Source organism: Lutispora sp. QWL-02, from assembly GCF_058315355.1.
In genome coordinates this window covers 1,759,467-1,783,514 of the sequence record NZ_CM177762.1, presented here as the reverse complement: position 1 = coordinate 1,783,514, position 24,048 = coordinate 1,759,467, and the positions used below count along the sequence as shown (strand labels likewise).

Sequence of the window (24,048 nt, the reverse complement as noted above, 5' to 3'; positions counted from 1 at the left end):
TTTACTAACTTAAATCAAATTATTCTTATGCTGCCACTTTTTCTTTCTTTTTTTGTATATAGGGCTTAACCATAGGATAAACGAGCATAGCTATACAAGCAATTATAAGAATAGCAGTTATTGGTTTAGTAAATACAGCCACTATACTTCCGTTTTCCAACATAACAGCTCTTCTCAAATTGGCTTCACACATCTCCCCAAGCACAAGTCCCAGTATCAGAGCAGCGGCATTAAAGCCAAATTTATTAAAAATATAACCTAATACGCCGGCAATAACCATTAACATGACATCACCTGTGCTATTTGAAAGGGCAAAGCTTCCTATTGCGGCAAGAAGAATGATGACAGTGCCAAGTACGCTGTAAGGTATGGCAAGTATTTTACTGAAGATTGTTGCAATGCCCATTGCAACAATTACCATTATAATGTTTGTAACTATCATTGAGGCAAATACGCTGGAAAGAAATTCAGGCTGACGCTTAAGGAGCATCGGACCCATCTGCACCCCCTTAAGTACCAATGCAGACATCATAATAGCCGCTGCATTGCCTCCGGGTATACCAAGAGCAAGCAAAGGGACCATAGAACCCCCCGTAGCTGCATTGTTAGCTGTTTCAGGAGCTGCTATACCTGCCGGTTCACCTTTACCATACTTTTCAGGATTCTTGGACATTTTAACTTCTGTTGTATAGGCCAGAAATGATGCTATAGTAGCGCCTGCTCCCGGGAGAATACCAATAATTGTTCCCAAAACCGCAGAACGGAAAATAGTCCATTTCATTACCCAAAGTTCTTTTATAGAAGTTAGCTTAGTTTTAACCTTAGCGGTAGTTTTGTCAAGGTTCTCCATCTTAGTGCGTTTGACAGTTTGTCTCAGTACCTCTGTTATAGCAAACATACCAATCATAACAGGGATCATTTCAATGCCTGATAAAAGTGTGGAGTTCCCCCAAGTAAACCTGGCAAATCCCATTATAGGATCCATTCCAATTGTTGCAAGCCATAAACCTATAAGACCGGATATTATGGTCTGTATAACGTTGCCGCTATCAAGGCAGGTTAAAACAGAAAGACCCAGAAAAGAAATTGCAAACAGTTCAGAGGGTCCAAATTTCAAAGCAACCTTAACTAGCTGCGGAGTCAGCAAAAACATAGCCAGGGCAGCAAATATACCACCTATAGCTGAAGACACCAGTGAAATACCCAAGGCCTTGCCGGATTCGCCTCTCATAGCCATAGGATAACCGTCGAAGGTTGTAGGTGCACTGGAAGGTGTTCCGGGAATCTTAAATAGGATAGCTGTAATACCACCACCAGTAATAGCAGCACAATATACAGCAACCAAAAATGCTATAGAAACCAGCGGAGACATTGTGTAGGTAAAGGTCATTCCAAGAACAACAGCCATTGAAGCACTAACACCCGGCATAGCTCCAAAAATTACGCCTAGAACTGTTCCTCCCACAATATATAAAAAAGTAACAGGATTCAAAACTAATTGAAAACCAGATATCAATAATTCCATTTTATTTTACCCCCCCTCTTAAATTGATTCAAGCATCAGCGCAAAATCGCGAAGCAAACCTACGCCTCTGGGCAGCATAATATTCAGACCTTTTGAGAAGAGGAAGTATAAAATTGCTACACTTAAAAAAGAGTACAGGAAAAGCTGTGAAACCCTTTTTTCGCCAAGCAGTCTTGAATAGGTCAAGCACAACAAGAATGATGATAATATAAAGCCAAGATATTCTAGTGCAAATGCATATATAAATAATATTACAATGCCAATAAATAGCTTGTTTTTGCATATATTTGCAAAATTGACTCCCGATATAGGGTTAAAATTTCTTTCTTCCTTGGGAGTTTTTTTATAGATTTTATACATATTAACAGCTAGGAAAAATACCAATAAAATAATAAGCATTTGCGGCCACTGAGCACCATCTATTGTTCCTGGCTCAGGTTCGGGAGCGATAGATCCGACATAAAAATAGCAGTAAACAAAGAATAACATCAAAGCGCCATTGAATAGTAATTGTAGAGCCACATTAATCCTCCTCGCTTTTAGATTACCATTGCTCCGGAATGGAAGATATCCCTTCCGGAGCAATGGCAGTGGTCTTTGATAAATAACTAAACCAATACTATTTCAATAATTTTTTCATAGTCTCATAATACTCTAACCAAATTTTTGTAAATTGTTCCCTATTTGCAAAACCTTCACGGTCATTCAAAGATACAGAGTTCTTCCAATCATCCCATTCTTTAGAAGCGCAAACCTTTACTGCTGCTGCTTCAAAAGCCTTTATAGCACCCTCAGGTGTACCTTTCATAGCAACTATGCCTCTCCATGGTCCGATATATGCATTATAGCCAAGCTCACCTGTACACTCGACGTCAGGAAGTGTAGAAGCTCTCTTTTCACTTAGTATAACTATAGCCTTCATATCTCCGGATTCCAGATAAGCATTAGCATCAAAGGGACTGGTCAGAACCATGTCGCAATGTCCACCGATTACGGCTGCATTTACTTCTGCACCGCTTGAGTATGGCACTAGCGGAACATCTATGTCTGCGGCATCAAACAGTTGCTTTACGGAGACAGCATCAATACCTGCTATTGACATAAGACCGATTTTAGCTTTACCGGGATTTGCTTTTGCATACTCTACGAGTTCTTTTAAATTATTGTATGGTACTTTTTTACCTGCCAGAACAATATTAGCATCCTGCACTAATCTGACTACAGGTATTGTATCATTCAAAATATCAAAGTTGCTCGTGCCATTAACAGCAGAGATTACATGGGAAGGTGTAAACATACCGAAGGTATAGCCATCAGCCGGCTGCTTTGCCAAATACTCAGCACCTTTAACTCCGGACGCACCTTCAACGTTGTTAATAACAATAGATACACCAAGCTCCTTTTCCATCATTGGAAGAAAAGCTCTTAAAGTTGTATCGGTGCCACTGCCCGGTCCGAAAGGACAAACCATTTCTATCTTTCTTTCGAACTTCCACTCTTTTTCTGCAGCAGGTTCAGCGGCTCCAGTTGGTTGCGGCGCCGGTTTTGAAGAGCATCCAGCAAACATTATTAATGATAAGATTACACATAAAGCCACCATTATTTTCTTTTTCATATTCATATCCCCCTTATTTTTTATACTACACGCGGTATTATATTTACCGCACGTGGCAACACAATAATTTTTTGCATTTTTTTGCCGCTGCAAGCTTTTTCTAATGCCCTTTGCAAATTAGGTGCCCATTCCAGCATCATCTCATTTAATTCTCTTTCCTCTACATTTTCGGTAACTATTATAACCCTTCCTTTTGTCATAGCCCTAGCATACATAAATGCCTTGTTGCTTCCCACATTGTAGCCTTCCCTTTTAAACCTTTCCACTACTTCTTCCGCTGTTTTTGCTTCAACCAGCCATTGGCGAAAAACACCTTCTCCAATGCCATCCTCGGCATTTGCAACTAAGATATAAGTACAACCTGGTTTCCCGAGGGGTTCCGCAACCGAAAGAGCTTTTTGAGCCTGATATAAATTTGAATCTCTTGGATATCCTCCAGGACTTGTGATTACTATGTCAGCCAAACCATGTATTTCAACTTCGCTGACACTCTTGCAGATTTCTACGCCCTTTGCATGAGCTTTCTCAATTTCACCTGCAACGAATGCAATATTTTGCTTATGTGGATCTTGAACCGCATTCACCATAAATCTTACATTGACTTTTTTCGCACCTTCTAATGCAGCCTCATGAAAAGGATTTCCGTATATGAAGCCCATAGCCGGTTCAAAAGGCCTTATTGGCAATGAATGATGAACTTTTAATGTTTCAAGGCCTGCTACTCCCGGTATAATACTCTTTCTGCCGCCACTATATCCGGCAGCATGATGGGGTGCTATCAATCCGGTGGTTATGACAAAGGTGTTCTCTACAACAGCTTTATTTACGTAAAGAGGAAAGCCGGATTTGGTTACGCCTAAATAAACAATGCTATTCTTGTCTGTGCAATCATGTATAATAACTTGATGCTTTTTTTTGTACTCATCGCCAATAATATTGGCAACTTCTTGATCCGTGCTTGCCCTATGGCTGCCGGAAGCGATAATAAACTTGATGTTATCATCAGAAACTCCTGCGCTTTTAAGCCTTGCCATCAATTCCTTTACAATAATTTGATTGGGACCGGGTCTTGTATGATCGTTTACTATTATGAGTACATGCTCATCTTTTCCCACCAAATTTTCTACCCTGTCGGTTCCAATAGGATTATCCATTGCCTCTTTAAGCAATTGCTCCGCCGATGTCTCCACTTTTGGGACATCTGCATCTATAACTTCCAGTTCTACATTTTCATTGATGACTGCATCTTGAGTAGTTCTTCCATAAGGAACGCTGATTTCGGACAATAGGCATCACTCCTTTTAATAGACCATCTTTTAAACGAGACTTCATTTTCAGATTTGCTTTATCACGTCTATAACAGTGCTGTCGCGATAATAAACAAGGCCTACAATCTTATCACCATATTTAATTGATTTTGGCTTTCCTACTATCTTCTCTGCAATATTTTGCAGTTCTTCAATGGTATTGAGCTTTATGCCTGCTCCCAAAAGTTTTTCTATTAAATCCTGACGGATTGGATTAACAGCTATGCCATATTCCGTAACAAGCACATCAACTGTGCTGCCTGGAGTTACAATGGTATTCACTCTATCCAGTATGGTAGGTATTCTTCCTCTCATAAGAGGAGCTGTAACAATAGTCATCTTTGCTCCCGAGGCAGTATCCGGATGGCCGCCAATGGCACCTCTTATAACACCATCTGAACCCGTTAAAACGTTCACATTAAAATTCTTGTCTATTTCTAACGCACTCAACACTACCATGTCCAAGTGATTAACAGCAGAACCCTCTGAGCCGGAACCGGCATAGTGATGGCCGCTGACAACACAATGAAAAGGATTTTCTTTAACGCTTCTTGCTGCTTCCAGGTCAAAATCCTGAACATCCAACAGCTTTTTCACAAGGCCTTCCTCATGAAGCTTTACTATTGCTCCGGTAATGCCTCCTAATGCGAAGTCTGCTTTGATATTCTTTTTTATCATCTTATCCCGAAGAAACCGTGTTACTGTTAATGATGCACCTCCAGTACCTGTTTGAAAGGAAAAACCATCTTCAAAATAACCGGAGTTTTCCATAACATCTGCCACAATCTGCGCGATCCTTAATTCCCTAGGATTTGTAGAAAACCTGGTTGCTCCACTTACAATGCCTTTTGGATCGCCTATTTCATCTACTTTAACTATGCAATCTACATCAATCTCCGGTATAGGACACGGAGTATTAGGATAAGGAACTATATTATTTGTGAGTATTATAGTTTTATCAGCATACTGAGCGTCCACCATTGCGTAGCCAAGGGAGCCGCAGTCATAGGAGCTGTCTCCGTCTCTGTTGAAGCCGTTGGCATTACCTGCACGATCACAGGTTGAAGCCCCAAGAAACGCAACATCAATTTTCAGTTCTCCGGAGGCTATAGCATAAGCCCTGCCGCCATGAGACCTAAAAATAACGGGAGTATCCATGAGCCCGGAAGATATTTCATTTGCCAGCTCTCCTCTAAGTCCACTAGTCTCAATGCGCTTTACAAGACCATTTTTTATATGTTCTATCATCGGAGCATGGCAATCTGTAAGGGAACTGGCTGCTACTACTAAATCCTTGAAGCCCATTTTTGCCAGAGTATCCAAAACCATGTTCACTATATAATCGCCATTACGAAAATGGTGATGGAAGGATATGGTCATGCCATCTTTAAGTCCTGATAACGCTATTGCCTTTTCCAGGGATTCTACTACCTTACAATCCTTTTCTGCTGAAGTCTTCAGCCCTTTGGCAAAGGCTTTCAAATCGCCTATTCCTCTTATGTACTGAGGAAACTCAACGCCTAATATATTTTCCATTAAGTATTCCCCCCTCACGCTCTTCTGTAAATGCCAGCTGCTTCTGCAAGCTCCAGTGTACGTTCAGCCCTTATTACTACAGGCTTGTCAATCATTTTGCCATTTAAGCTTACTACTCCGAGGCCTTTTGATTCTGCTTCCTTAAGAGCTGCAATTACTCTTTCTGCATACTCTATTTCTTTTTGCGTCGGAGTAAATATCTCAATAACAGGTCCAATTTGTCTTGGGTTGAGTACGGATTTTCCATCAAAACCTAAATCCTTGATTAATTGAACTTCTTTACGAAAATCCTCCTCATTATTTACATCTGAAAATACTGTGTCAATAGCTGCAATTCCTGCAGCTCTCGATGCTATGAGAAGCTGGGATCTTGCAGCAAAGAGCTCTACTCCGGAAATAGTTCTTGATGTTTTTAAATCTGCTACATAATCTTCAGCACCAAGAGCAATTCCAATAAGGCGTTTGCTTGCCGTTGCAATAGCATATGCATTTATTATGCCCAATGCGCTCTCAATAGCAGCCATCATGCCCGTGCTTCCTACCTCTATGCCATATTTCTTTTCACATTCGGTTATATAGTTATCTACTTCAATAACATCCTGCGGTGTTTCAGATTTTGGCAGCCTGATTATATTAACTCCTGCTTTTACCATAGCCTCAATATCAGCTTTGCCGAATTCAGTATTTAACGGGTTAACACGAACTACTTTCTCGACTTGGCCATAATCTATTGTAGTAAGAGCATTATAAACCAGGAATCTGGCAGAATCTTTTTCTGTTAGTTTTACAGAGTCCTCCAGATCAAACATCAAAGAATCTGCACCGTAAAGATGTGCATCTGTCATCATGCCCGGGTTATTCCCCGGAACAAACATCATGGTTCTTCTGAGCCTTGTCTTCTGATATGCCATATTACTCACCCCACTTATAGTCTGTAGACTCGGTTGCCCTGTAATAGGCAGCTAAGACTCTTGCTTTAATGGTGCAATCCAATGCACCTCTATCCATTGCAATTACCTTTATATTCTGTACCCCCAAATCTGTTAGGGTTTTTGAAATAATTTCTCTTATCTGTTGTCCAAACAGTTTGTCAACAGTACTGCTAAGGTGGATTTCTATGCCATTTTCGCCCTTTTCTAATGACACCAAAATGTCACTTGATTCTAATGTACCAGCCGAAGCAGCCTTTTTTATTTCCATGTAGCCACGACCTTTCAATCAGCTTGCTATGTTTTTATATAAATAGACTGAAAATTTATTCATTATAATAAGTATAAATAACTAATTAAAAAATGACCAATGCTTAAAAACTATAGCTCTTATGCATATTTGTTTTTATTCAGAACTAATCTTAGCTGCCCTCCTGCTATAACGAGTTCTGCTTCTCTGTCTGTAAGATCTGCTATGGTTCTGAAAGAAATGCCTTTAGTTTTGTTTATAACACTGATATCTTTGCCTGCAATCTGATTCTTTACATCCTCTATAAGCAGCTCATCACCTTCATCAATATTGTCATAATCATTGCTGTTTACAAAAAGCAGCGGCAACACACCGTGGTTTACCAGATTGCTTTTGTGAATCCTTGCCATGGACTTAACTATGACAGCTTTAACTCCCAAGTACATTGGTGCAATAGCTGCATGCTCTCTGCTTGATCCTTGTCCATAATTTTCGCCGCCTATAATAATACTTTTTCCATATTCCTTTGCACGTAAATGAAAGCCAGGATCCATACGCCCAAAGGTTATCTCACTGATTGCAGGTATATTGGAACGTAATGCGGAAAATTGTGCATTAGCGGGAATTATGTCATCAGTAGTTATATTATCTCCTCTCTTTGCCACTACTTTTGCTGCAAGCATCTCATCCATTGGTTCATTGATAGGCATCGGCTTGATATTAGGTCCTCTGATTATTTCAATATTATCAACAACCTCTTGTGGCTTAATAATCATATTATCTTCGATAATGTACTCTTTTGGATCTTCAATACCTTCAAGAAGGCTTGACTCAATGATTGTTCTTGGATCTGTTATATATCCTTTCAAGGCTGTAGCAGCTGCAACTTCTGGACTTGCAAGGTAAATATATGCATCCAAAGTGCCGCCTCTACCCTTGAAGTTCCTATTGGAGGTTCTAAGAGAGATTCCTCCTGTATTTGGTGCTTGTCCAATGCCTACACATGGCCCACAACCGCACTCCAGCACTCTTGCTCCCGAAGCAACCAGCTTGGAAATAATTCCATCCCTCAATAACATGCCGAACACTTGACGGCTCCCCGGAGCAATACAAAAACTTACATCATCATGCACAACTTTGTTTTCCATTATTTTTGCAGCTTTAGCAAAGTCTTTATATGAAGCATTGGTGCAGCTTCCGATAAAAACTTGGTTTACCTTAATATTATTTAGCTCCGAAGCCTTTACTACCTTGTCCGGCATGTCAGGCTGAGCTGCTAATGGTTCCAATGAACTTAAATCAATCTCTATTGTTTCATCATATAGAGCATTTTCATCCGGATACAGCTCCATCCAATCCTCTTCTCTTTTTTGTTTTATAAAAAACTTATGAACTTCCTCATCACTGGGAAATACTGATGTAGTAGCGCCTAATTCTGCACCCATATTGGCAATGGTGGATCTGTCAAAAACACTAAGATGCTTCAACCCTTCACCGGTATATTCAAATGCTTTACCTAGACCACCTTTTACAGTAAGTCTCCTCAGCATCTCCAAAATTACATCTTTTGGAGATACCCCTCCCTTTAATCTGCCTGTTAAATTTACGTTTACTACATATGGCATCTTTATATATATGGGCTCTCCTGCCATAGCCATAGCAACATCTAAGCCTCCCGCACCTATAGACAACATACCTATCGCCCCGCCTGTAGGAGTATGGCTGTCTGATCCAAGAAGAGTCTTTCCTGGTATGCCAAACCTTTCAAAATGGACAGTATGGCATATACCATTGCCTGCTCTCGAAAGGTATATCCCATATTTTTTTGCAATGGACTGCAAATACAAATGATCATCAGGATTTTTATTATCTATATATAAGAGATTATGATCAATATAACTTACGGATTTTTCCGTTTTTACCTTTGGAATTCCTAAGGTTTCAAAGGCGAGATAGGCTTGTGTACCTGTAACATCATGGGTAAGAGTCTGGTCAATCCTTATGGCGACCTCTTCACCCCCAATCATGCTGCCGGAAATATAATGACTTTCAATAATTTTTCTCGCAATGTTTTTTTTCATACTCTTATCCTTTCTTGGCAAGCAGCTTTTCCCCTCAAAGCTGCTTGCCATCGAAACAGACTAATTTTTTGTTTTATAGTAATTAATGAGACAACCTGCTGCAATTATTTTCTTTTCATCATCAGTCATATCTCCCACAGAAACATTAAACTCAATAATTCTATCATCACCTATTGCATAAGCTTTGATTTCCTTCTTCCCTTTAAGGATTGAATCTCTCAAATCAGGTATAAATACATATTGATCCTTTGTGAATACCGGTTCTCCATTGATGATTAACGGAACCATGCCCCAATTTATTAGGTTGGATCGATAACGTTTTGTAGCGTATTCCTTAGCTATATTTGCCCATGCACCCAAGACTCTCTGGCAGGAAGCAGCCTGTTCTCTGGCTGAGCCATCACCGGGCTTATTGGCGAATATTGTGCTGCCTATTCCTACATTTTTAGGAACAATATTCTCAAAACCCTTTATTTTTCGTATTTTATCGTAAACTCTTTTTATCTCATCTGATATCTCACTTGGATCCTTGCCCATTTTTCTTGCCAGTTCGTATTTTTGTATTTCTTTAGCCTTTCCCACATAAGCCGGATCCTTTCTGCCGAGGGTAAACTCTGCAAGCCTCAGTGGATTGGACCGGAAGGAGGAGGTTTCACCTGAAGGTATGAGCTCATCGGTAGTTGTAACAGGATCAGTAATATATGAAACAACTTTAAGAAGCAAATCTTGTGTCAAGCTAGGTATTGCTGGCCAATCTTTAATATTTGGACCAAACTTAAGTTCTTCATTTGGATTCGCTTTTCCCACTCCATTGTAAACACGTTTGTCATAAATGCTTTTATTGAAATAGTATTTCGGCTTTGTATAATCTGTCTCTATTTCAGCCGCAGCCGTAAGCTTTCCGCCATTTATTGCAGTAGCTGCAATAGAACGGGCGTCCATAAGCGCAACATAGGATATCTGACCTTCCGTTGGTTTAGAGCCTTCACGATTGGGAAAATTCCTGGTAGCATGACGAATAGAGAATTCCTGATTGGCAGGCGTGTCACCGGCACCAAAGCAAGGGCCGCAGAATGCTGATCTCACAATTACTCCTGCACCCATGAGCTTTTCGACACAACCATTCTTAACAAGCTCCATATAAATAGGCTGACTTCCCGGATAAACACTCATTTTGAAATTGCCATTGCCTATAGATTTGTTATTCATTATATCTGCTGCATCAACTATATTGTCATAGGTGCCTCCTGAACAACCTGCTACTATACCCTGTTCTACATATATTTCACCATCAATAACTTTGCTCATAAGATCAAGCTTTATATCAGGATTATCAAATTGTTTGATTCCTTCAGTCTGGACTTGATACATAATATCAAGGGCATTTGCTTTAAGCTCTTCTATAGTATATATATTGCTGGGATGGAACGGCATCGCAATTGTCGGCTTTATAGATGACAGGTCTATATAAACAAGGCCATCATAGTATGCTATGTCCTCGGGTTCAAGCTTTGCATAATCCCCTACCCTTCCATGGATTTCATAATATTCTTTGACCTTATCATCTGTACACCAGATAGATGACCAACATGTAGTCTCTGTAGTCATTACATCAATTCCATTTCTGTAGTCAACATCCAAATTGGCAATTCCATCGCCTATAAATTCCATCACCTTGTTCTTTACATAGCCATTTTTATACACATTTCCTATAATGGTAAGCGCAACATCCTGAGGCCCAACGCCCTTTTGCGGCTTTCCCGTTAAATATATACCTATTACACCAGGTCTGCTAAGGTCATAGGTTCTGCCTACCAACTGCTTTGCCAGTTCGCCGCCGCCTTCGCCTACCGCTATTGTCCCCAAAGCCCCATATCTTGTGTGGCTATCAGAACCAAGTATCATCCTGCCGCATTTGCTCATCATTTCTCTGTTATATGAGTGGATAACAGCTAAATTGGCAGGAACGTAGATGCCTCCATATTTTTGGGCAGCTGAAAGAGCAAACACATGATCGTCCTCGTTAATTGTTCCGCCTACTGCACATAGACTATTATGACAATTGGTCATAACAAGCGGAACAGGAAATTCTTCCATGCCGCTTGCTCTTGCTGTCTGAATAATGCCGACATAAGTGATATCATGAGCAGTAAGCACATCAAACTTAATTTTTAAATTGTCTTCATCACGGGAACTGTTATGGCTTTCAATTATAGAATAGGTTATTGTTCCTTTTCTTGCCTGCTCTTTAGTTACATCCTTACCGGTTTTGCTTTTAATTGCTGCTGCAGCATTTTTGTCATCAATTATAATTTCTTTTCCATGTACGAGATACACACCGGTATCATATAACTTAATCATTAACGCATCTTCCTTTCAAATTTTAATATTACATTTTTAGGGTTTTTATCTAATACACGGTAAACCATGATTAATACTTTAGTTAATCTGTTATATAAACATATCCTTCCATTATCTTCCTAGCTGTCCTTTGAGCAGCAATACCATTGAAATGAATTTCATCGTTGAGAATCTCATAATCCACAAATACATTCATAACCCCGCTTGGGTGTCCTATTCTTACAATACCCACTAAATCTTTACCTTGAAGATAGTTCTTCATTATAGAATCCTTTATAAATACAGCCCCGCCAATGGCAATTGCACCTGTCAACGGAGAAGCTTTGTGTACCGCTCCGACAGACACCACCCGGATGCATATGTCCATATCTTCTTTTTTTACAGTTTTACCTCCGATATCCGTATAATCCATAGGAGGTCCTATTATGACAAGCTTTGGCGAGCCCGGTGTGCTTGCTGCAGCATCCTGCCATTTATCCACGAGACCAATCTTTTCAGCAGCCTTACCTCTGATGCACTCTACAGTATCCAAAAAATTTTTATTACTATTGAGCTTCGCAGGCAGTTCATCACCCTTTATGCCTATATCAGTGCTGTCAACAAAGACGAAAACATTAGATATGTCTATTATTGATACTGATATATATCCCAAGCCTTCTACATGAATCTCATCCGTCACATTTCCTGTGGGAAACAGCTTGCCTGTTTTGGCTCCTGCAGGGTTTAGAAAGTTAACTTTAAGCTCTGCTCCTGTACCATCGATGCCTGCTATAACACAGTCTCCATTTTCTTCTACAATCCCGTTCCTCGCAGGAACAAACTCTTCGATTACCGTGTTAGTATTAAGATTCAACATTCGCACCCTGGTAACAGGATCCTGGGCCTGTACCAGTCCCTTGGATATTGCAAAAGGTCCCACCGCAGAAGTCATGTTGCCGCAGTTTGCAGAATAATCAACTATGGGCTTGCCTACTACTACCTGAGCAACAAGATATTCTACATCCACATCAGCCTTCTCGCTGGGAGAAACAACGAGAATTTTATTGTTTGAGGAAACAGTACCGCCCAATCCGTCAATCTGTTTTGGATCAGGTCCCCCCATAACTTTTAAAAAAATATTGTCCCATAGTTCTTTATTCACAGGCAAATCTTTTCTCTGAAATATGACACCTTTGCTTGTGCCGCCTCTCATATAGACACATGGAATTTTCACCCGTCCTCCCCCTTTCAGGATACTACTACAGCTAAACGGTTCTATAAAAAGCTGCTCCTCGCATAAGCATGCGTGCTGTCCTATATCCTATAGACCAGTTTATATTTACGTTTCCGTCCTGGCCGATTTCATATTCTACACCTGCCGGCATAATGCCGCCCGGATGCCCTATTAAAAGCTTCTCGGCATCAAAACTCTTCCTTACAAGTTGATTGACAATGGTTCCCTCAATTATTGCAGCAGATGCAGTACACATGGCACCTGTTAATGCATAATTTTTATGAGCTTTCTGCATAGACATCATCCTGCACAGGATATCATAGCTTTCAGTATCAATCTTTTTCCCATTCGCCGTCACATAGGATTTTGGAGCTGAAGCCATCGCCAGCTTTGGAACAGTAGGAGATTTTTCACTGGAATCCTTATAATCAGCAATGAAGCCTAAATTAACTGCTGCAACTCCTCTTATTTTTTCAAGCAAAGACATCAGTTTTGGATTCCTATCTATTTCATTCGGCAGTTCATCGCCCCTCATTCCAATATCTGCAGCTCTTATAAAAGCAAAAGGGTTTGAAGAATCCACATAAGAGACTTCTATTGAACCATAGTCAGGAATATCAATAATATCAACTGCATTACCAGTGGGTAAAAGCCGACCGGTTACAGAACCTGAAGGATTTTTAAAAGCCATCTTTATGCAGGCAGAATAACCGGGAACGCCTGCAATTTCAAAATCTCCTTCGTATAGTACTTTGTTGTCCTTAGTAGGGACATAGGCATGAATTATTTTATCGGTGTTTACATTATGTATCCTTACGAGTGTTAAGGGATCTGTCGCCTTTACCAATCCGGATTCAATGGCATAGGGTCCAACTGCTGAGCAAATGTTTCCGCAGTTGCCTTTAAAGGAAACAATAGGTTTATCCACAGAGACCTGAGCGAATAAATAGTCCACATCATGGCTGTCCATATCTGACTTAGAAACAATAGCTGCCTTGCTTGCTGTTGCAATGGTACCACCTAAGCCATCTACCTGCTGATTGTCCGGACTTCCCATGAGAGACAAAAGCATATGCGGCCATAAGCTCTTGTCTTCCGGAAGATCTGATTCCAGAAAGAACAATCCTTTGCTTGTGCCACCTCTGAATTGAATGCATTGTACTTCTTTAAACATCTTACACCTCTTATAGGGAAGGTATTTTTTCAGCTTTGTCAATTGCTAAAATTTCATCTGTAATGCGGCATGCGTCTTCGGGGTATAAATCCCGAATCAGGGCTATTGCCTTAGATTTTACTTGCTCATTGGTAAGGGGATTATTTACACTTCCTGATGCATCAATTACCTCTTTTATCAATACTCTTCCATCTTTGCATTTGACTCTTAGCCCACAACCCCAGTGTCCAGGGTATTGGCCGGTATATTTATCCTCAGGCACTACTTTTACTCTGCTCAGTAAATCCTTTACCTCAGGTTTACCAATGTTATCCTGCTTAAACTCATTTAGTGTCACCTCTCCAAATATAAAAGCACAGGCAACAGTAAATGGAGATGAAAATTTTGCATCAATGGGCTCCTTAGGATTTATACTGCCTTCGCTAACACCGCACTGCTTATAACCCACTAAATATGTAGCAACTTCTATGCTTTCAATATTGTCCTTGTCAACCTCGTACTCTTTTTTTATTGCTAAGGCGGCATCAATAGCACAATGGGTGCTTCTACAGCATGGATAAGGCTTATTATCCATATACATGAGTTCATACTTTTTACCCAAATCTTTAGAAACCATGCTTAAATCGTATTCTTCAGAAGTCGCGGGAAACAATCCTCCATCTTTTGCATCCAGTATATGCTCAGGTCCTGTCAGACCTGACTTTGCCAGCAATGCAGCTTCTGTACCGCTCACTGCGGCTCTTGCAGGATGCAGGATTTTGCAATTTGCACCATCAGCCAAAAATGCCCATAAACCAAAGGATTGTGTCCCTGCCATTCCTAAAGCAGAAATGGTTTTTTCCTCATCCAGCTTAAGAAGCTTTGCAGCAGCTGCTGCAGCTCCAAAGGTTCCTGCTGTAGCAGTAACATGCCATCCTTTGTTGCGATGACTGGAAACACCAAATCCCATGCCTATTCTTGACATGGTTTCATAACCGCAGATGACTGCTTCCAGAAGCTCTTTCCCACTGCATCCCAAGTATTCAGCAAGGGTCCAAGCAGCAGGCACTACTACAGTTCCTATATGTGTTTTTGAATTTGTATGTACATCATCCAATTCCAGTAAATGACCCATCATTGCATTAAGGAAAATTCCGGTAAGCAGACCTGCCTTTCTGTTTTGCCCCCAGCAGGTCACAGCCTGACTTTCTCCCCCAATATAATAATAAGTGTTTGCAATATTTTTTATGAGTTCATTATTAGCTGCTCCCAGAGCAGCTCCTATAGAGTCGAGTATACAAAGCTTAGCAGCCCCCGGTACCGTTTTGGGTATATTATCCAGGTCCAGATGATTAATAAACTTTGCCAGCTTTCTCAATTCGCTCATGTTTAACTCCCTCCAATATTACAAATTTTCTTACTTTTCACTGCTTTAATTATATAATCGTCAAACAATATATACCAATGCCTATATTTCTATATCCCATATAGCTTTTTTCTATATGCTATTCAAAAGAAAAAACCATGTTTTTGCAACATGGTTTTTTCTATGTATATGTATATGTTATTTGTATAAACCGGGTATTATTTCATTACATATTCTGATAAGCTCAACAGCTGCCTTAGAAAGCGGAATATCTTTTGAATAGCATACTACTAACTCCCAATATGGATCGAATTCATCTTCAATGAAATAGTATTTTGGTAAATAATCCTGACTGAAAACGGAGCAATAGCTATGAGGAACAAGAGTAAATCCTAAATTTTCACTTACAAGGCGTGTAGCAGTGTGTATGCTTTTTGTTATGTATTTGATTTTGGGTTTAATGTTTGCCTTTGAAAGTACGGCATTTGCTACCTGCCTTGTACGCTGCTCAGGATGTGTAAGAATATATTTTTTATTGCTTGTAAGACCTATATCCATATATCGATAACCGCTTTGATCTTTTACATAGCTTTTCTTATTAATTGGGTCATCCGGAGGCACTGCAAGGAGAAAGCGCTCTTTTGTAATTACCTTATAGTCAATAGCATTTGTAACCAATGGAGTATGAAGTATCGCCAAGTCTACTGAGCCTTTAATTATTTCATTCTCAATATCCAAAGATACGCCTTCCACAATTGAAATCTCAATATCAGGATATAAGGCAGAAAAAGCTGACAAAATTTTTGGAAGTGCAAAAGAGCCCAAATAAGTAGTTGTCCCTATAGTCAGTTTTCCAACCTTCATGTCATTGAGATAGGAAAATTTAGTGTCCAAATCCTTACAAATTCGAAGAATGCTATTAGCACTTTCCATGTAGTATTCGCCTGCTGTAGTAAGCTTTAAACCTTCTTGAGTCCGCTTAAACAACTCAACACCCAAATCTCTTTCTATTTTCTGAATACATCGGCTTAAAGAGGGTTGGGCAATAAAAAGCTTTTCTGCTGCTTTAGATATATTCCCCATTTCTGCTACTGTTTTTATATAAACCAGTTCTCTTATTGTCATAGCAAATCTCCCTCACACTTATTTATGCTCTGATATGTAATTGAAACATTTATCAAAATAGTGTAATATTATTGCATGATTTCAGATTTTTTCAATCTTCTACTATTAGTTTAAGATTTATTACGGTTTAAGTCAACACCAGAGGTTTATATCAGCAACATAGTTTAACGGCTATCGTTTTAAGTGTAGGTGTTCAGTAAAGTGAAATAAATTGGTTGCGGACACCAAAAAGTAACAGTAATTAACAGTAAAGCAATAACAAAAGGACTGATCATTGAAAATTAAAAAAGGTGCAGTTGATAGGAAGAGTTTACCATTGTAAAATGGCAGAGCTTAGCTAAACATAGGAGTAAAGGATTAAATTTCCTATGGATTAAGCGGCATTTTTCTGGTAATCTATACTCTCAAGGACTTCAGCTATGGCTTTTGCATGTTGGGTCATGCATACCAAGGCAGTCCTCACGAAGAAGTTTTTTGTACCCCGGAATAAAGGGGACTTTAATCCGTTATTGAGGACCGTATCGCCGATTACAGATTCGATGCGTGCTCTTCTTGAGTATAGGTCTTTCCAGAGTTGCGAGCCTCTAGGGACTTGTGTAAACCAGCGGATGTCATCTTCAATGTGAGTATAGACTGTCTTGCCATAGTTGGAATCACAACAAGGTTTATCACACTTAAGCTTCTTAGCTAATTTCTTTGATGCTTTCAAAGGGCATCGCCACTTGTATCTACGCTTCTTTCTATCAATTCCCCAGTAATAGTAAACATGACCGGCAGAACAAACAGGTAACCCGTATTTATTCTCTTGTGTAGGAGTTTGCGAGTTTCTTGGGTTGATCGCGATAATCGGCTTACCACCCAGCAAAGAGATCCACCAGTAAATGTAGTATGCATCATAGCCTGAATCCAGGATGACATGGTTAAAATCCACTTTCATATCGTGATAAAGGTACATTAAAAGATGTGAAGCTACTTTGGAATCATGGACATCGGCTCCTGCAACAAAAAAAGTAAGCGGTAAACATTTGGATTGATTATCAACTATAGGGGTTGCTGCAAAATGTAGTCCATAGCCTATTAAATATCGGTCAAGGTTATGGTCATATCCTTTGGTGGCTTCTGGGTCTTTACACATAGAACATTTAAAAGGCTTAATGCTATTGCTGGAGCACCTACAGTACTTTTCCGGAACATACTTCTGCTTACAGAAAGTCTTGACCTTGCAACCATCAAAAATCACTTTATCATGGGGATCAATAATACCAAGCGCAATGGATTTATTGACGAATACAAGTTCAAATATCTTCTTAAGCAACGTACCCTGAGTCATGATATCATTTATGTCAAAATCCTCTCCAAACAGGTTAGACATAAACCAAGAGAAATAGGCTTTTGAGGGCGTTTTCTCAGGGGTAAATCCGGATAGGTAAGCATACCGGGGTGTATCTTTTAGTTCTTTGACCCATTTGTTAATGGATGTAAAACCTGCAAGATACATCACTAATAGTGACCTTAAAGCATCTTGAGGAAGATAATTTGCGATACGTCCCCATGGATTGCTGGAGTAAAAACGTTTACAAAGGTCATAGACACAAGAAAGATCAATATGTGAAAGAATTTTTGCAATACTATCAGTTTGTTTAACGTTCTGATAGAGATTTAATCTATAAGCTAAATGGCTTTGATTTGGTGGTAACAAATGACCTCATCCCCCTTCCTAAACCCCTATTTTAGCAGGTTTGGAGCATGTGAGGTGAAGTTACTTGTTTCCAGTTACTATAAATCAAGTAAAATCAATGGGTTCAGCTTTGCTGAACACCGACTTTTAAGTCATAAAGAGGTGTATATAATAAATGTCAAATTTATTTCTGACCCTGCTAGTTGGACTTGCCTTTGGCTATGTTTTCATGAAGCTAAAGGTTCCTGGAGGCATGATGGTAGGAGCAATACTTGGCGTGGCAGCTTTAAATATTTCTTTTGGCATTTCATACATGCCGTCCTATGCCAAGTATGCAGCTCAAATTTTGGCAGGCGCATTCATCGGTTGCTCTATAGAAAAAAGTGACATAGAACGATTAAGGAATCTTGTAAAGCCTTCATTCGTCCTCCTTCTCGGAATGCTTACATTAAATATCACTCTGGGATTTTTGATTTATTTGGTCAGCCCTTTGGACCTGTTAACCTCTTTGATGAGCTGCATACCCGGAGGTATGAGCGATATCCCAATCATAAGCGCAGATATGGGCGCAGATGCTCCAAAGGTTGCCCTGCTGCAGTTTACCCGCATGGTAGCAGGAATAGGACTATTTCCTACCTTAATAACAATAATCGGTCATCGTAACGGCTTAAAAAATAATACTGATGAGCAGGACAAGCATGTTTCCCCTTTGAGGCCCGCAAAATCTAATAATCCGACTGCAATTGTATTTATACAAACTATAACAGTAGCTGCAGCAGGAGGAATTATTGGGAAGTTGCTGAAAATTCCCGCAGGGATATTGCTCTTTTCTATGATTGGAGTAATATGTCTAAAATTACTTTTCAATAAAGCCTATATGCCTTTTTGGGCAAAAAGGCTTGCACAAGCCCTGTCAGGATCTTATATTGGTTGCAGCATAGGCTTTAAAGACGTACTGGAAATGAGATATCTGATCCTCCCTGCAATTCTTGTAGTTTTGGGTTACTTTGCTGCTTGCTGTATTCTGGGTAAAATACTAAGCAAGCATTTCGGAATGTCACTGAAAGAAGCTATGCTTGTAGCAACACCGGCCGGCGCATCAGATATGGCACTGATATCCTCAGATTTGGGGGTGCAAAGCACAGACCTTATGGTTCTGCAGATTATACGCATGATAGTTGTTGTGTCATTATTTCCTCAGATTATCTACTTTATTGTTACATTTATCGCATAGATAATATTTTTTTGGAGGGAGTAAATTGCTTGAGGAACGTTCTTTGCCAAATATAAACCAAGTAGAAACATTGATTAAAAGCTGTGGTCTGTCCATAAATTACAGCGTTGATTATACTATGGGTATATTTTATGATGACGAACTTGTAGCAACCGGTTCTCTTTATGAAGATATGATACAGATGGTGGCAATATCTCCATATTACCAGAGAAATGACTTATCAGCTATTGTTATCACACATCTGGTGAATTATGCTTTTAATAAAGGAATAACAAATCTTCACCTTTTTACTAACCCCGATAAAGTAGGCATGTTTTTACCTATGGGCTTTAATACAGTTGCAATTGCAAAGCCCTATGCCGCCTTAATGGAATGGGGCAAACCGGGAATTGCTGAATACTGCAATATCCTCAAAGCTCAAGCAGGAGATATCAACGGAAGTGCTTCAGCAATAGTTATGAATTGCAATCCCTTTACCCTCGGCCACCGCTATTTAATTGAAACTGCAGCTTCAGAGAACTCTAAGGTATATGTTATGGTTGTACAGGAAAACCTTTCTGTATTCCCCTTCGATGTGCGTTACAAACTCATCCGTGAAGGAACATCTTATTTGCCAAATGTTACCGTAATACCTGGCGGAAGATATGTGGTTTCCTCTTTAACCTTTCCGTCTTATTTTACAAAGGATACGGAACTCGCCCATGCCCATTGTGCTGTTGATGTGGAAATATTCTTAAAGCATATTGCACCGGCGCTTGGTATTACAAGACGTTATGTAGGTACGGAACCTTATTCCCCTGTCACCGAAATATATAATGAAACAATGAAAAAACGCCTTATTCCTGCAGGAATAGAGTTAGTGGAACTGGCTAGAATAGAGAAATCAGGTGCTGCAATCAGTGCATCCCGAGTTCGACAGTTATTGGCACAGGGTAATTTGGAGGCGGTAAAAGAGTTGGTACCGGAAATCACTTTTAATTATCTCATTAGCGAGGCTGCAAAGCCGGTTTTAAGCAAAATAAGGAAGGGATAATTCATATATATTTATATGATGCCTTTCAATACCTTTTGCAGCGTTATAACATGTTTAATAATTAACTTGAAAAGTTTTACCATTTAACTAATAATATTGATAAGTATATACGTATAGGGGGAAATATTATTAATGGCAAAAATAAAAATTACTGAAACTGTATTAAGGGATGGACATCAATCGCTGATTGCTACAAGAATGAGAACTGATGAAATGCTGCCTATTTTAGAAGTAATGGATAATGTAGGTTACCATTCTCTGGAGATGTGGGGAGGCGCAACTTTTGATGCTTGTCTGAGGTTTTTGAATGAAGACCCCTGGGAAAGATTGAGGAAAATAAAAGCTAAATTAAGCAATACCAAACTTCAAATGCTTTTAAGAGGCCAAAACATTTTAGGATACAAAAACTATCCTGATGATGTTTTAGTTGAGTTTATAAAGCGATCTCTAGGAAACGGAATAGATATCATAAGAGTATTTGACGCATTGAATGATTTGCGGAATATTGAAAAGGCTATTGAGACAACCAAAAAATATGGTGGACATGCGCAAGGTACTGTGGTTTATACAATAAGTCCGGTGCATAACATTGATTTGTATATTTCACTTGCAAGAAAAATTCAGGATATGGGAGCGGATTCACTGTGCATTAAAGATATGTCAGGCATACTGACTCCATATGTTTCCTATGATTTGGTCAAGGAGCTCAAACGGCATATAGATATTCCTATCCAGCTGCATAGCCATTATACAAGCGGTATGGCTTCTATGGCATATATGAAGGCTATAGAGGCGGGCGCAGATATAATTGATACTGCTATCTCACCCTTTGGTTTAGGAACCTCTCAGCCTGCTACCGAGCCTATAGTGGCGGCATTGAAAAACACAGAATTTGATACAGGATTAGACCTTGGAAAGCTGAGTGAAATAGCAGAATATTTTAAGACGATCAAAGAAAAATATATAGCTGATGGGATCTTAAATCCTAATGTATTCAATGTAGATACAAGAGTGCTGTCTTATCAGATACCAGGTGGCATGATGAGCAATTTGCTGTCCCAGCTCGCATCTCAAAACGCAAGCAATAAATTTGAAGATGTATTGGTTGAATTGCCTCGTGTAAGAGAAGATTTGGGATATCCTCCGCTAGTAACACCTACCAGCCAAATGGTAGGAACCCAAGCTGTATTTAATGTGGTTCTTGGAGAAAGATATAAGATGATACCGTCAGAGATAAAGGCTTATGTAAAAGGCCAGTATGGCAAGCCTGTAGTTCCGATCTCCGAAGAAATCAAAAATAAAATCATAGGCGATGAGGAAGTAATCACGGTGAGGCCGGCTGACTTGCTGCCTCCTCAATTGGAGAATTATAAAGAAGAAATCAAAGAATTTTATGAGCAGGAAGAAGATGTCCTAACATATGCTCTATTCCCTCAAGTTGCATTAAAATTCTTCAGCCTAAGAAAAGCTGAGAAATACAGGATCGACGAAACCCTTGTCAACAAACAAGATATGACTCATCCCGTATAACAATAAGCCCCTGCCTGCAGGGGCTTAGCATTTGTCATGAAGAAATATCTTTATATTTTCTCCATTGCAAATTTTGACTACTTCATGTATTCATGCTTCATTCTTTTGCCATGGTATATATTCATATGATACTTGTCAATACCTTTTATCAGTGCTATAATCATAGTTGAAATTTAATACATAGTGCTGGGGGTGCCATACGGCTGAGAGAAGTTCTATACTTTAACCCTTTGAACCTGATGCGGGTAAAACCGACGGAGGAAAGCCATTAAAATATATGGATGGACGCCTTAAGCACTGTTGCAATACAGTGCTTTTTTATTTGGAGGTAATCATGTATGTCGATGCTCACAACCATATAGACTTCTATGGAGAAAAAATAGAGCAGGCTTTGAACATAATAAAGAAAGATGAGATATTAACCCTTGCCTGCTCTCAGGATGAAAAAAGCTATCTTTATGCCAAAGAAATTGCCCTCCAGACCCCCTTGATAGTGCCCTGCTTCGGGATTCATCCCTGGACAGCCCATGAAAATCATAGGGATCTGGATCTCTATGAAAGATATATCGAAGAAACTTCCATGATAGGCGAGATCGGCTTAGATTTCCACTGGGTACCGGAAAAAGAAAAATATCCTCATCAGGTAAAAGTCCTTAAATATTTTTTTCAGAAGGCAAAAACCTATGATAAAATTACCAATTTGCATACCAAAGGAGCGGAAGAAGAAATATTGAGCCTGATAAAAAAGTATAGCTTGAGGACTCCCCTAATACATTGGTATAGCGGACCTTTTCATGTGCTCAAAGAGCTTCTGGACTATGGCTGCTATTTTACTATAAGTGTAGACATAGGCTATTCTGAGACTGCAAGGAGAATTGTTGAGTACCTGCCTATGAATAGGATTCTGACAGAAACTGACGGTCCCACGGCTCTTCAATGGGTCAATGGAGATTATGGTTATCCCAACTATGTAATAGCTGTTTTAGAAGAAATATCAAAGATAAAAAAACTGCCAATAGAAGAGGCAAAAACGGCTATTTCTGATAATTTTAATAGCCTGTTAAAAATTGAAAGTAGGTGTTCTTGTGAAAAATATCAATCTTAGTCTTCAAATAATTCCCTGCGTTCCGGAAGAAAGGATATATCCGGTGGTGGACAAAGTCATAGCGTATATAGCTTCCACAGGGATTAAATACGAGGTGGAGCCTATGGAAACCACCATGGAAGGGGATTTGGATCATCTATTGGAAATCGTGAAAAAAGCTCAAGAGATTTGTGTAAAGGAAGGATGCAGCAGGGTTTTATCTCAAATAAAGATTGACTATAAAGCAGAAGGAGTAACCATGGATGAAAAAATCCACAAATATAGATAACAGGTTGTATCCAGTAGCAAGCATGATAATAATGACTCTGCTATGGCAAATAATAGTGGACTTTTATGATGTGCCGAATTATATACTGCCTTCTCCTGCAGATATTATGGCTGCTTTGGTAAGGGATCGCAGCCTCATACTTTCCCATACAAAGATCACCCTATACGAATCCTTCGTGGGATTTGGGTTTTCCATAGCATTATCCTTTATACTGGCTATTATCATGGACAGCTTTGAAGTAATAAAAAAGGCCTTATACCCTATATTGGTGATATCCCAGACCATACCGACAATAGCCATTGCACCGCTTTTCATAATATGGTTCGGCTTCGGGACATTACCGAAAATTGTTGTAGTGATCATGGTCTGCCTGTTTCCCATAGTGATAAGCCTGGTAGACGGCTTAGAGAAAATAGACAGGGACTTCCTCAGATTGTTTGAAGCTATGAAAGCCACAAAGCTCCAGACCTTTTTCCACCTCAAGCTGCCTTATGCATTGATAAACCTGTTTTCCGGCTTAAAAATTGCGGCCACCTATATGATAATGTCTGCAGTCGTGGGAGAATGGCTGGGCGGTGACAAGGGCATCGGGGTCTATATGGTAAGGGCAAAGAATGCATATGCCTTAGACAAAGTATTTGCCTCTATTTTAGTGATAGTGCTTTTGAGCATCATCACAATTTACATCATCGGCTTCATAGGCAGGAAGCTTATTCATTGGAAATAGAATAAAACGTAA

At 39.6% G+C, this 24,048-nt stretch carries 20 protein-coding genes and 1 riboswitch; of the genes, 6 read left to right on the top strand and 14 right to left on the bottom strand.

Annotated elements, in window-relative coordinates; translation table 11 throughout:
• Nucleotides 1-25: 25 nt before the first annotated feature.
• From AC4HCY_RS08160 to AC4HCY_RS08095, 14 genes are all read right to left on the bottom strand, one after another.
• On the bottom strand, nt 26-1,525 hold the full coding sequence (locus AC4HCY_RS08160) for a tripartite tricarboxylate transporter permease (RefSeq protein WP_491095818.1): 1,500 nt from the start codon (nt 1,523-1,525) through the stop codon (nt 26-28).
• 18 nt (nt 1,526-1,543) lie between these two features.
• The gene (locus AC4HCY_RS08155) at nt 1,544-2,047 is read right to left on the bottom strand and encodes a tripartite tricarboxylate transporter TctB family protein (RefSeq protein ID WP_323430891.1); all 504 of its coding nucleotides are present in this window, start codon (nt 2,045-2,047) and stop codon (nt 1,544-1,546) included.
• Between the two features lie 97 nt (nt 2,048-2,144).
• Nucleotides 2,145-3,140 carry a Bug family tripartite tricarboxylate transporter substrate binding protein gene (locus tag AC4HCY_RS08150; RefSeq protein ID WP_323430890.1) on the bottom strand — a complete coding sequence of 332 codons (996 nt, stop codon included), beginning with the start codon at nt 3,138-3,140 and terminating at the stop codon, nt 2,145-2,147.
• 20 nt (nt 3,141-3,160) lie between these two features.
• Nucleotides 3,161-4,426, bottom strand: coding sequence for a lactate racemase domain-containing protein (locus AC4HCY_RS08145; protein ID WP_323430889.1), 1,266 nt, complete (start codon nt 4,424-4,426; stop codon nt 3,161-3,163).
• 48 nt (nt 4,427-4,474) lie between these two features.
• Nucleotides 4,475-5,983 carry a citrate lyase subunit alpha gene (gene citF, locus AC4HCY_RS08140; protein WP_323430888.1) on the bottom strand — a complete coding sequence of 503 codons (1,509 nt, stop codon included), beginning with the start codon at nt 5,981-5,983 and terminating at the stop codon, nt 4,475-4,477.
• A gap of 14 nt (nt 5,984-5,997) precedes the next feature.
• Nucleotides 5,998-6,894, bottom strand: coding sequence for a citrate (pro-3S)-lyase subunit beta (citE, locus tag AC4HCY_RS08135; protein ID WP_491095817.1), 897 nt, complete (start codon nt 6,892-6,894; stop codon nt 5,998-6,000).
• 1 nt (nt 6,895) lies between these two features.
• Nucleotides 6,896-7,183, bottom strand: a complete 288-nt coding sequence (gene citD, locus AC4HCY_RS08130; protein ID WP_323430886.1) for a citrate lyase acyl carrier protein — start codon at nt 7,181-7,183, stop codon at nt 6,896-6,898.
• 119 nt (nt 7,184-7,302) lie between these two features.
• A complete protein-coding gene (locus tag AC4HCY_RS08125; protein ID WP_323430955.1) occupies nt 7,303-9,243 on the bottom strand; it encodes an aconitate hydratase in 1,941 nt (646 codons plus the stop codon).
• Nucleotides 9,244-9,303: 60 nt separating this feature from the next.
• A complete protein-coding gene (locus tag AC4HCY_RS08120; protein WP_491095816.1) occupies nt 9,304-11,604 on the bottom strand; it encodes a hydratase in 2,301 nt (766 codons plus the stop codon).
• 82 nt (nt 11,605-11,686) lie between these two features.
• Nucleotides 11,687-12,817 carry a 2-methylaconitate cis-trans isomerase PrpF family protein gene (locus AC4HCY_RS08115; protein ID WP_491095815.1) on the bottom strand — a complete coding sequence of 377 codons (1,131 nt, stop codon included), beginning with the start codon at nt 12,815-12,817 and terminating at the stop codon, nt 11,687-11,689.
• Nucleotides 12,818-12,848: 31 nt separating this feature from the next.
• On the bottom strand, nt 12,849-13,991 hold the full coding sequence (locus tag AC4HCY_RS08110; RefSeq protein WP_491095814.1) for a 2-methylaconitate cis-trans isomerase PrpF family protein: 1,143 nt from the start codon (nt 13,989-13,991) through the stop codon (nt 12,849-12,851).
• Nucleotides 13,992-14,001: 10 nt separating this feature from the next.
• Complete coding sequence (locus AC4HCY_RS08105) at nt 14,002-15,357, bottom strand: MmgE/PrpD family protein (RefSeq protein WP_323430882.1); 1,356 nt, start codon at nt 15,355-15,357, stop codon at nt 14,002-14,004.
• Nucleotides 15,358-15,534: 177 nt separating this feature from the next.
• A complete protein-coding gene (locus tag AC4HCY_RS08100; RefSeq protein WP_323430881.1) occupies nt 15,535-16,461 on the bottom strand; it encodes a LysR family transcriptional regulator in 927 nt (308 codons plus the stop codon).
• A 373-nt stretch (nt 16,462-16,834) separates the two neighbouring features.
• Nucleotides 16,835-18,160: a transposase gene (locus AC4HCY_RS08095; protein WP_491094266.1), complete on the bottom strand. Its 1,326-nt coding sequence runs from the start codon at nt 18,158-18,160 to the stop codon at nt 16,835-16,837.
• 154 nt (nt 18,161-18,314) lie between these two features.
• Between AC4HCY_RS08095 and AC4HCY_RS08090 the strand changes: the two genes are divergently transcribed.
• From AC4HCY_RS08090 to AC4HCY_RS08065, 6 genes are all read left to right on the top strand, one after another.
• The gene (locus AC4HCY_RS08090; protein WP_323430880.1) at nt 18,315-19,373 is read left to right on the top strand and encodes an AbrB family transcriptional regulator; all 1,059 of its coding nucleotides are present in this window, start codon (nt 18,315-18,317) and stop codon (nt 19,371-19,373) included.
• A gap of 25 nt (nt 19,374-19,398) precedes the next feature.
• Nucleotides 19,399-20,406 carry a [citrate (pro-3S)-lyase] ligase gene (gene citC / locus AC4HCY_RS08085; RefSeq protein ID WP_491095813.1) on the top strand — a complete coding sequence of 336 codons (1,008 nt, stop codon included), beginning with the start codon at nt 19,399-19,401 and terminating at the stop codon, nt 20,404-20,406.
• Between the two features lie 132 nt (nt 20,407-20,538).
• Nucleotides 20,539-21,936 (top strand): oxaloacetate decarboxylase subunit alpha, encoded by a 1,398-nt coding sequence (locus AC4HCY_RS08080; protein WP_491094380.1) that lies wholly within the window; start codon nt 20,539-20,541, stop codon nt 21,934-21,936.
• A gap of 178 nt (nt 21,937-22,114) precedes the next feature.
• Nucleotides 22,115-22,216, top strand: a riboswitch (TPP riboswitch).
• 54 nt (nt 22,217-22,270) lie between these two features.
• The gene (locus AC4HCY_RS08075; RefSeq protein ID WP_323433694.1) at nt 22,271-23,041 is read left to right on the top strand and encodes a TatD family hydrolase; all 771 of its coding nucleotides are present in this window, start codon (nt 22,271-22,273) and stop codon (nt 23,039-23,041) included.
• Nucleotides 23,022-23,309 (top strand): thiamine-binding protein, encoded by a 288-nt coding sequence (locus AC4HCY_RS08070; protein ID WP_491095812.1) that lies wholly within the window; start codon nt 23,022-23,024, stop codon nt 23,307-23,309. Before AC4HCY_RS08075 ends, AC4HCY_RS08070 begins: the two co-directional genes overlap by 20 nt.
• The gene (locus AC4HCY_RS08065) at nt 23,284-24,036 is read left to right on the top strand and encodes an ABC transporter permease (protein WP_323433692.1); all 753 of its coding nucleotides are present in this window, start codon (nt 23,284-23,286) and stop codon (nt 24,034-24,036) included. The genes AC4HCY_RS08070 and AC4HCY_RS08065 overlap by 26 nt, the downstream gene beginning before the upstream one ends.
• Nucleotides 24,037-24,048: the final 12 nt, after the last annotated feature.

Coding starts and splice junctions, on each gene's coding strand:
- AC4HCY_RS08160 (WP_491095818.1), bottom strand. CDS start 1,525: ATGGAATTATTGATATCTGGTTTTCAATTAGTTTTGAATCCTGTTACT.
- AC4HCY_RS08150 (WP_323430890.1), bottom strand. CDS start 3,140: ATGAAAAAGAAAATAATGGTGGCTTTATGTGTAATCTTATCATTAATA.
- citF (WP_323430888.1), bottom strand. CDS start 5,983: ATGGAAAATATATTAGGCGTTGAGTTTCCTCAGTACATAAGAGGAATA.
- citE (WP_491095817.1), bottom strand. CDS start 6,894: ATGGCATATCAGAAGACAAGGCTCAGAAGAACCATGATGTTTGTTCCG.
- citD (WP_323430886.1), bottom strand. CDS start 7,183: ATGGAAATAAAAAAGGCTGCTTCGGCTGGTACATTAGAATCAAGTGAC.
- AC4HCY_RS08125 (WP_323430955.1), bottom strand. CDS start 9,243: ATGAAAAAAAACATTGCGAGAAAAATTATTGAAAGTCATTATATTTCC.
- AC4HCY_RS08120 (WP_491095816.1), bottom strand. CDS start 11,604: ATGATTAAGTTATATGATACCGGTGTGTATCTCGTACATGGAAAAGAA.
- AC4HCY_RS08110 (WP_491095814.1), bottom strand. CDS start 13,991: ATGTTTAAAGAAGTACAATGCATTCAATTCAGAGGTGGCACAAGCAAA.
- AC4HCY_RS08105 (WP_323430882.1), bottom strand. CDS start 15,357: ATGAGCGAATTGAGAAAGCTGGCAAAGTTTATTAATCATCTGGACCTG.
- AC4HCY_RS08100 (WP_323430881.1), bottom strand. CDS start 16,461: ATGACAATAAGAGAACTGGTTTATATAAAAACAGTAGCAGAAATGGGG.
- AC4HCY_RS08090 (WP_323430880.1), top strand. CDS start 18,315: ATGTCAAATTTATTTCTGACCCTGCTAGTTGGACTTGCCTTTGGCTAT.
- AC4HCY_RS08080 (WP_491094380.1), top strand. CDS start 20,539: ATGGCAAAAATAAAAATTACTGAAACTGTATTAAGGGATGGACATCAA.
- AC4HCY_RS08075 (WP_323433694.1), top strand. CDS start 22,271: ATGTATGTCGATGCTCACAACCATATAGACTTCTATGGAGAAAAAATA.
- AC4HCY_RS08065 (WP_323433692.1), top strand. CDS start 23,284: ATGAAAAAATCCACAAATATAGATAACAGGTTGTATCCAGTAGCAAGC.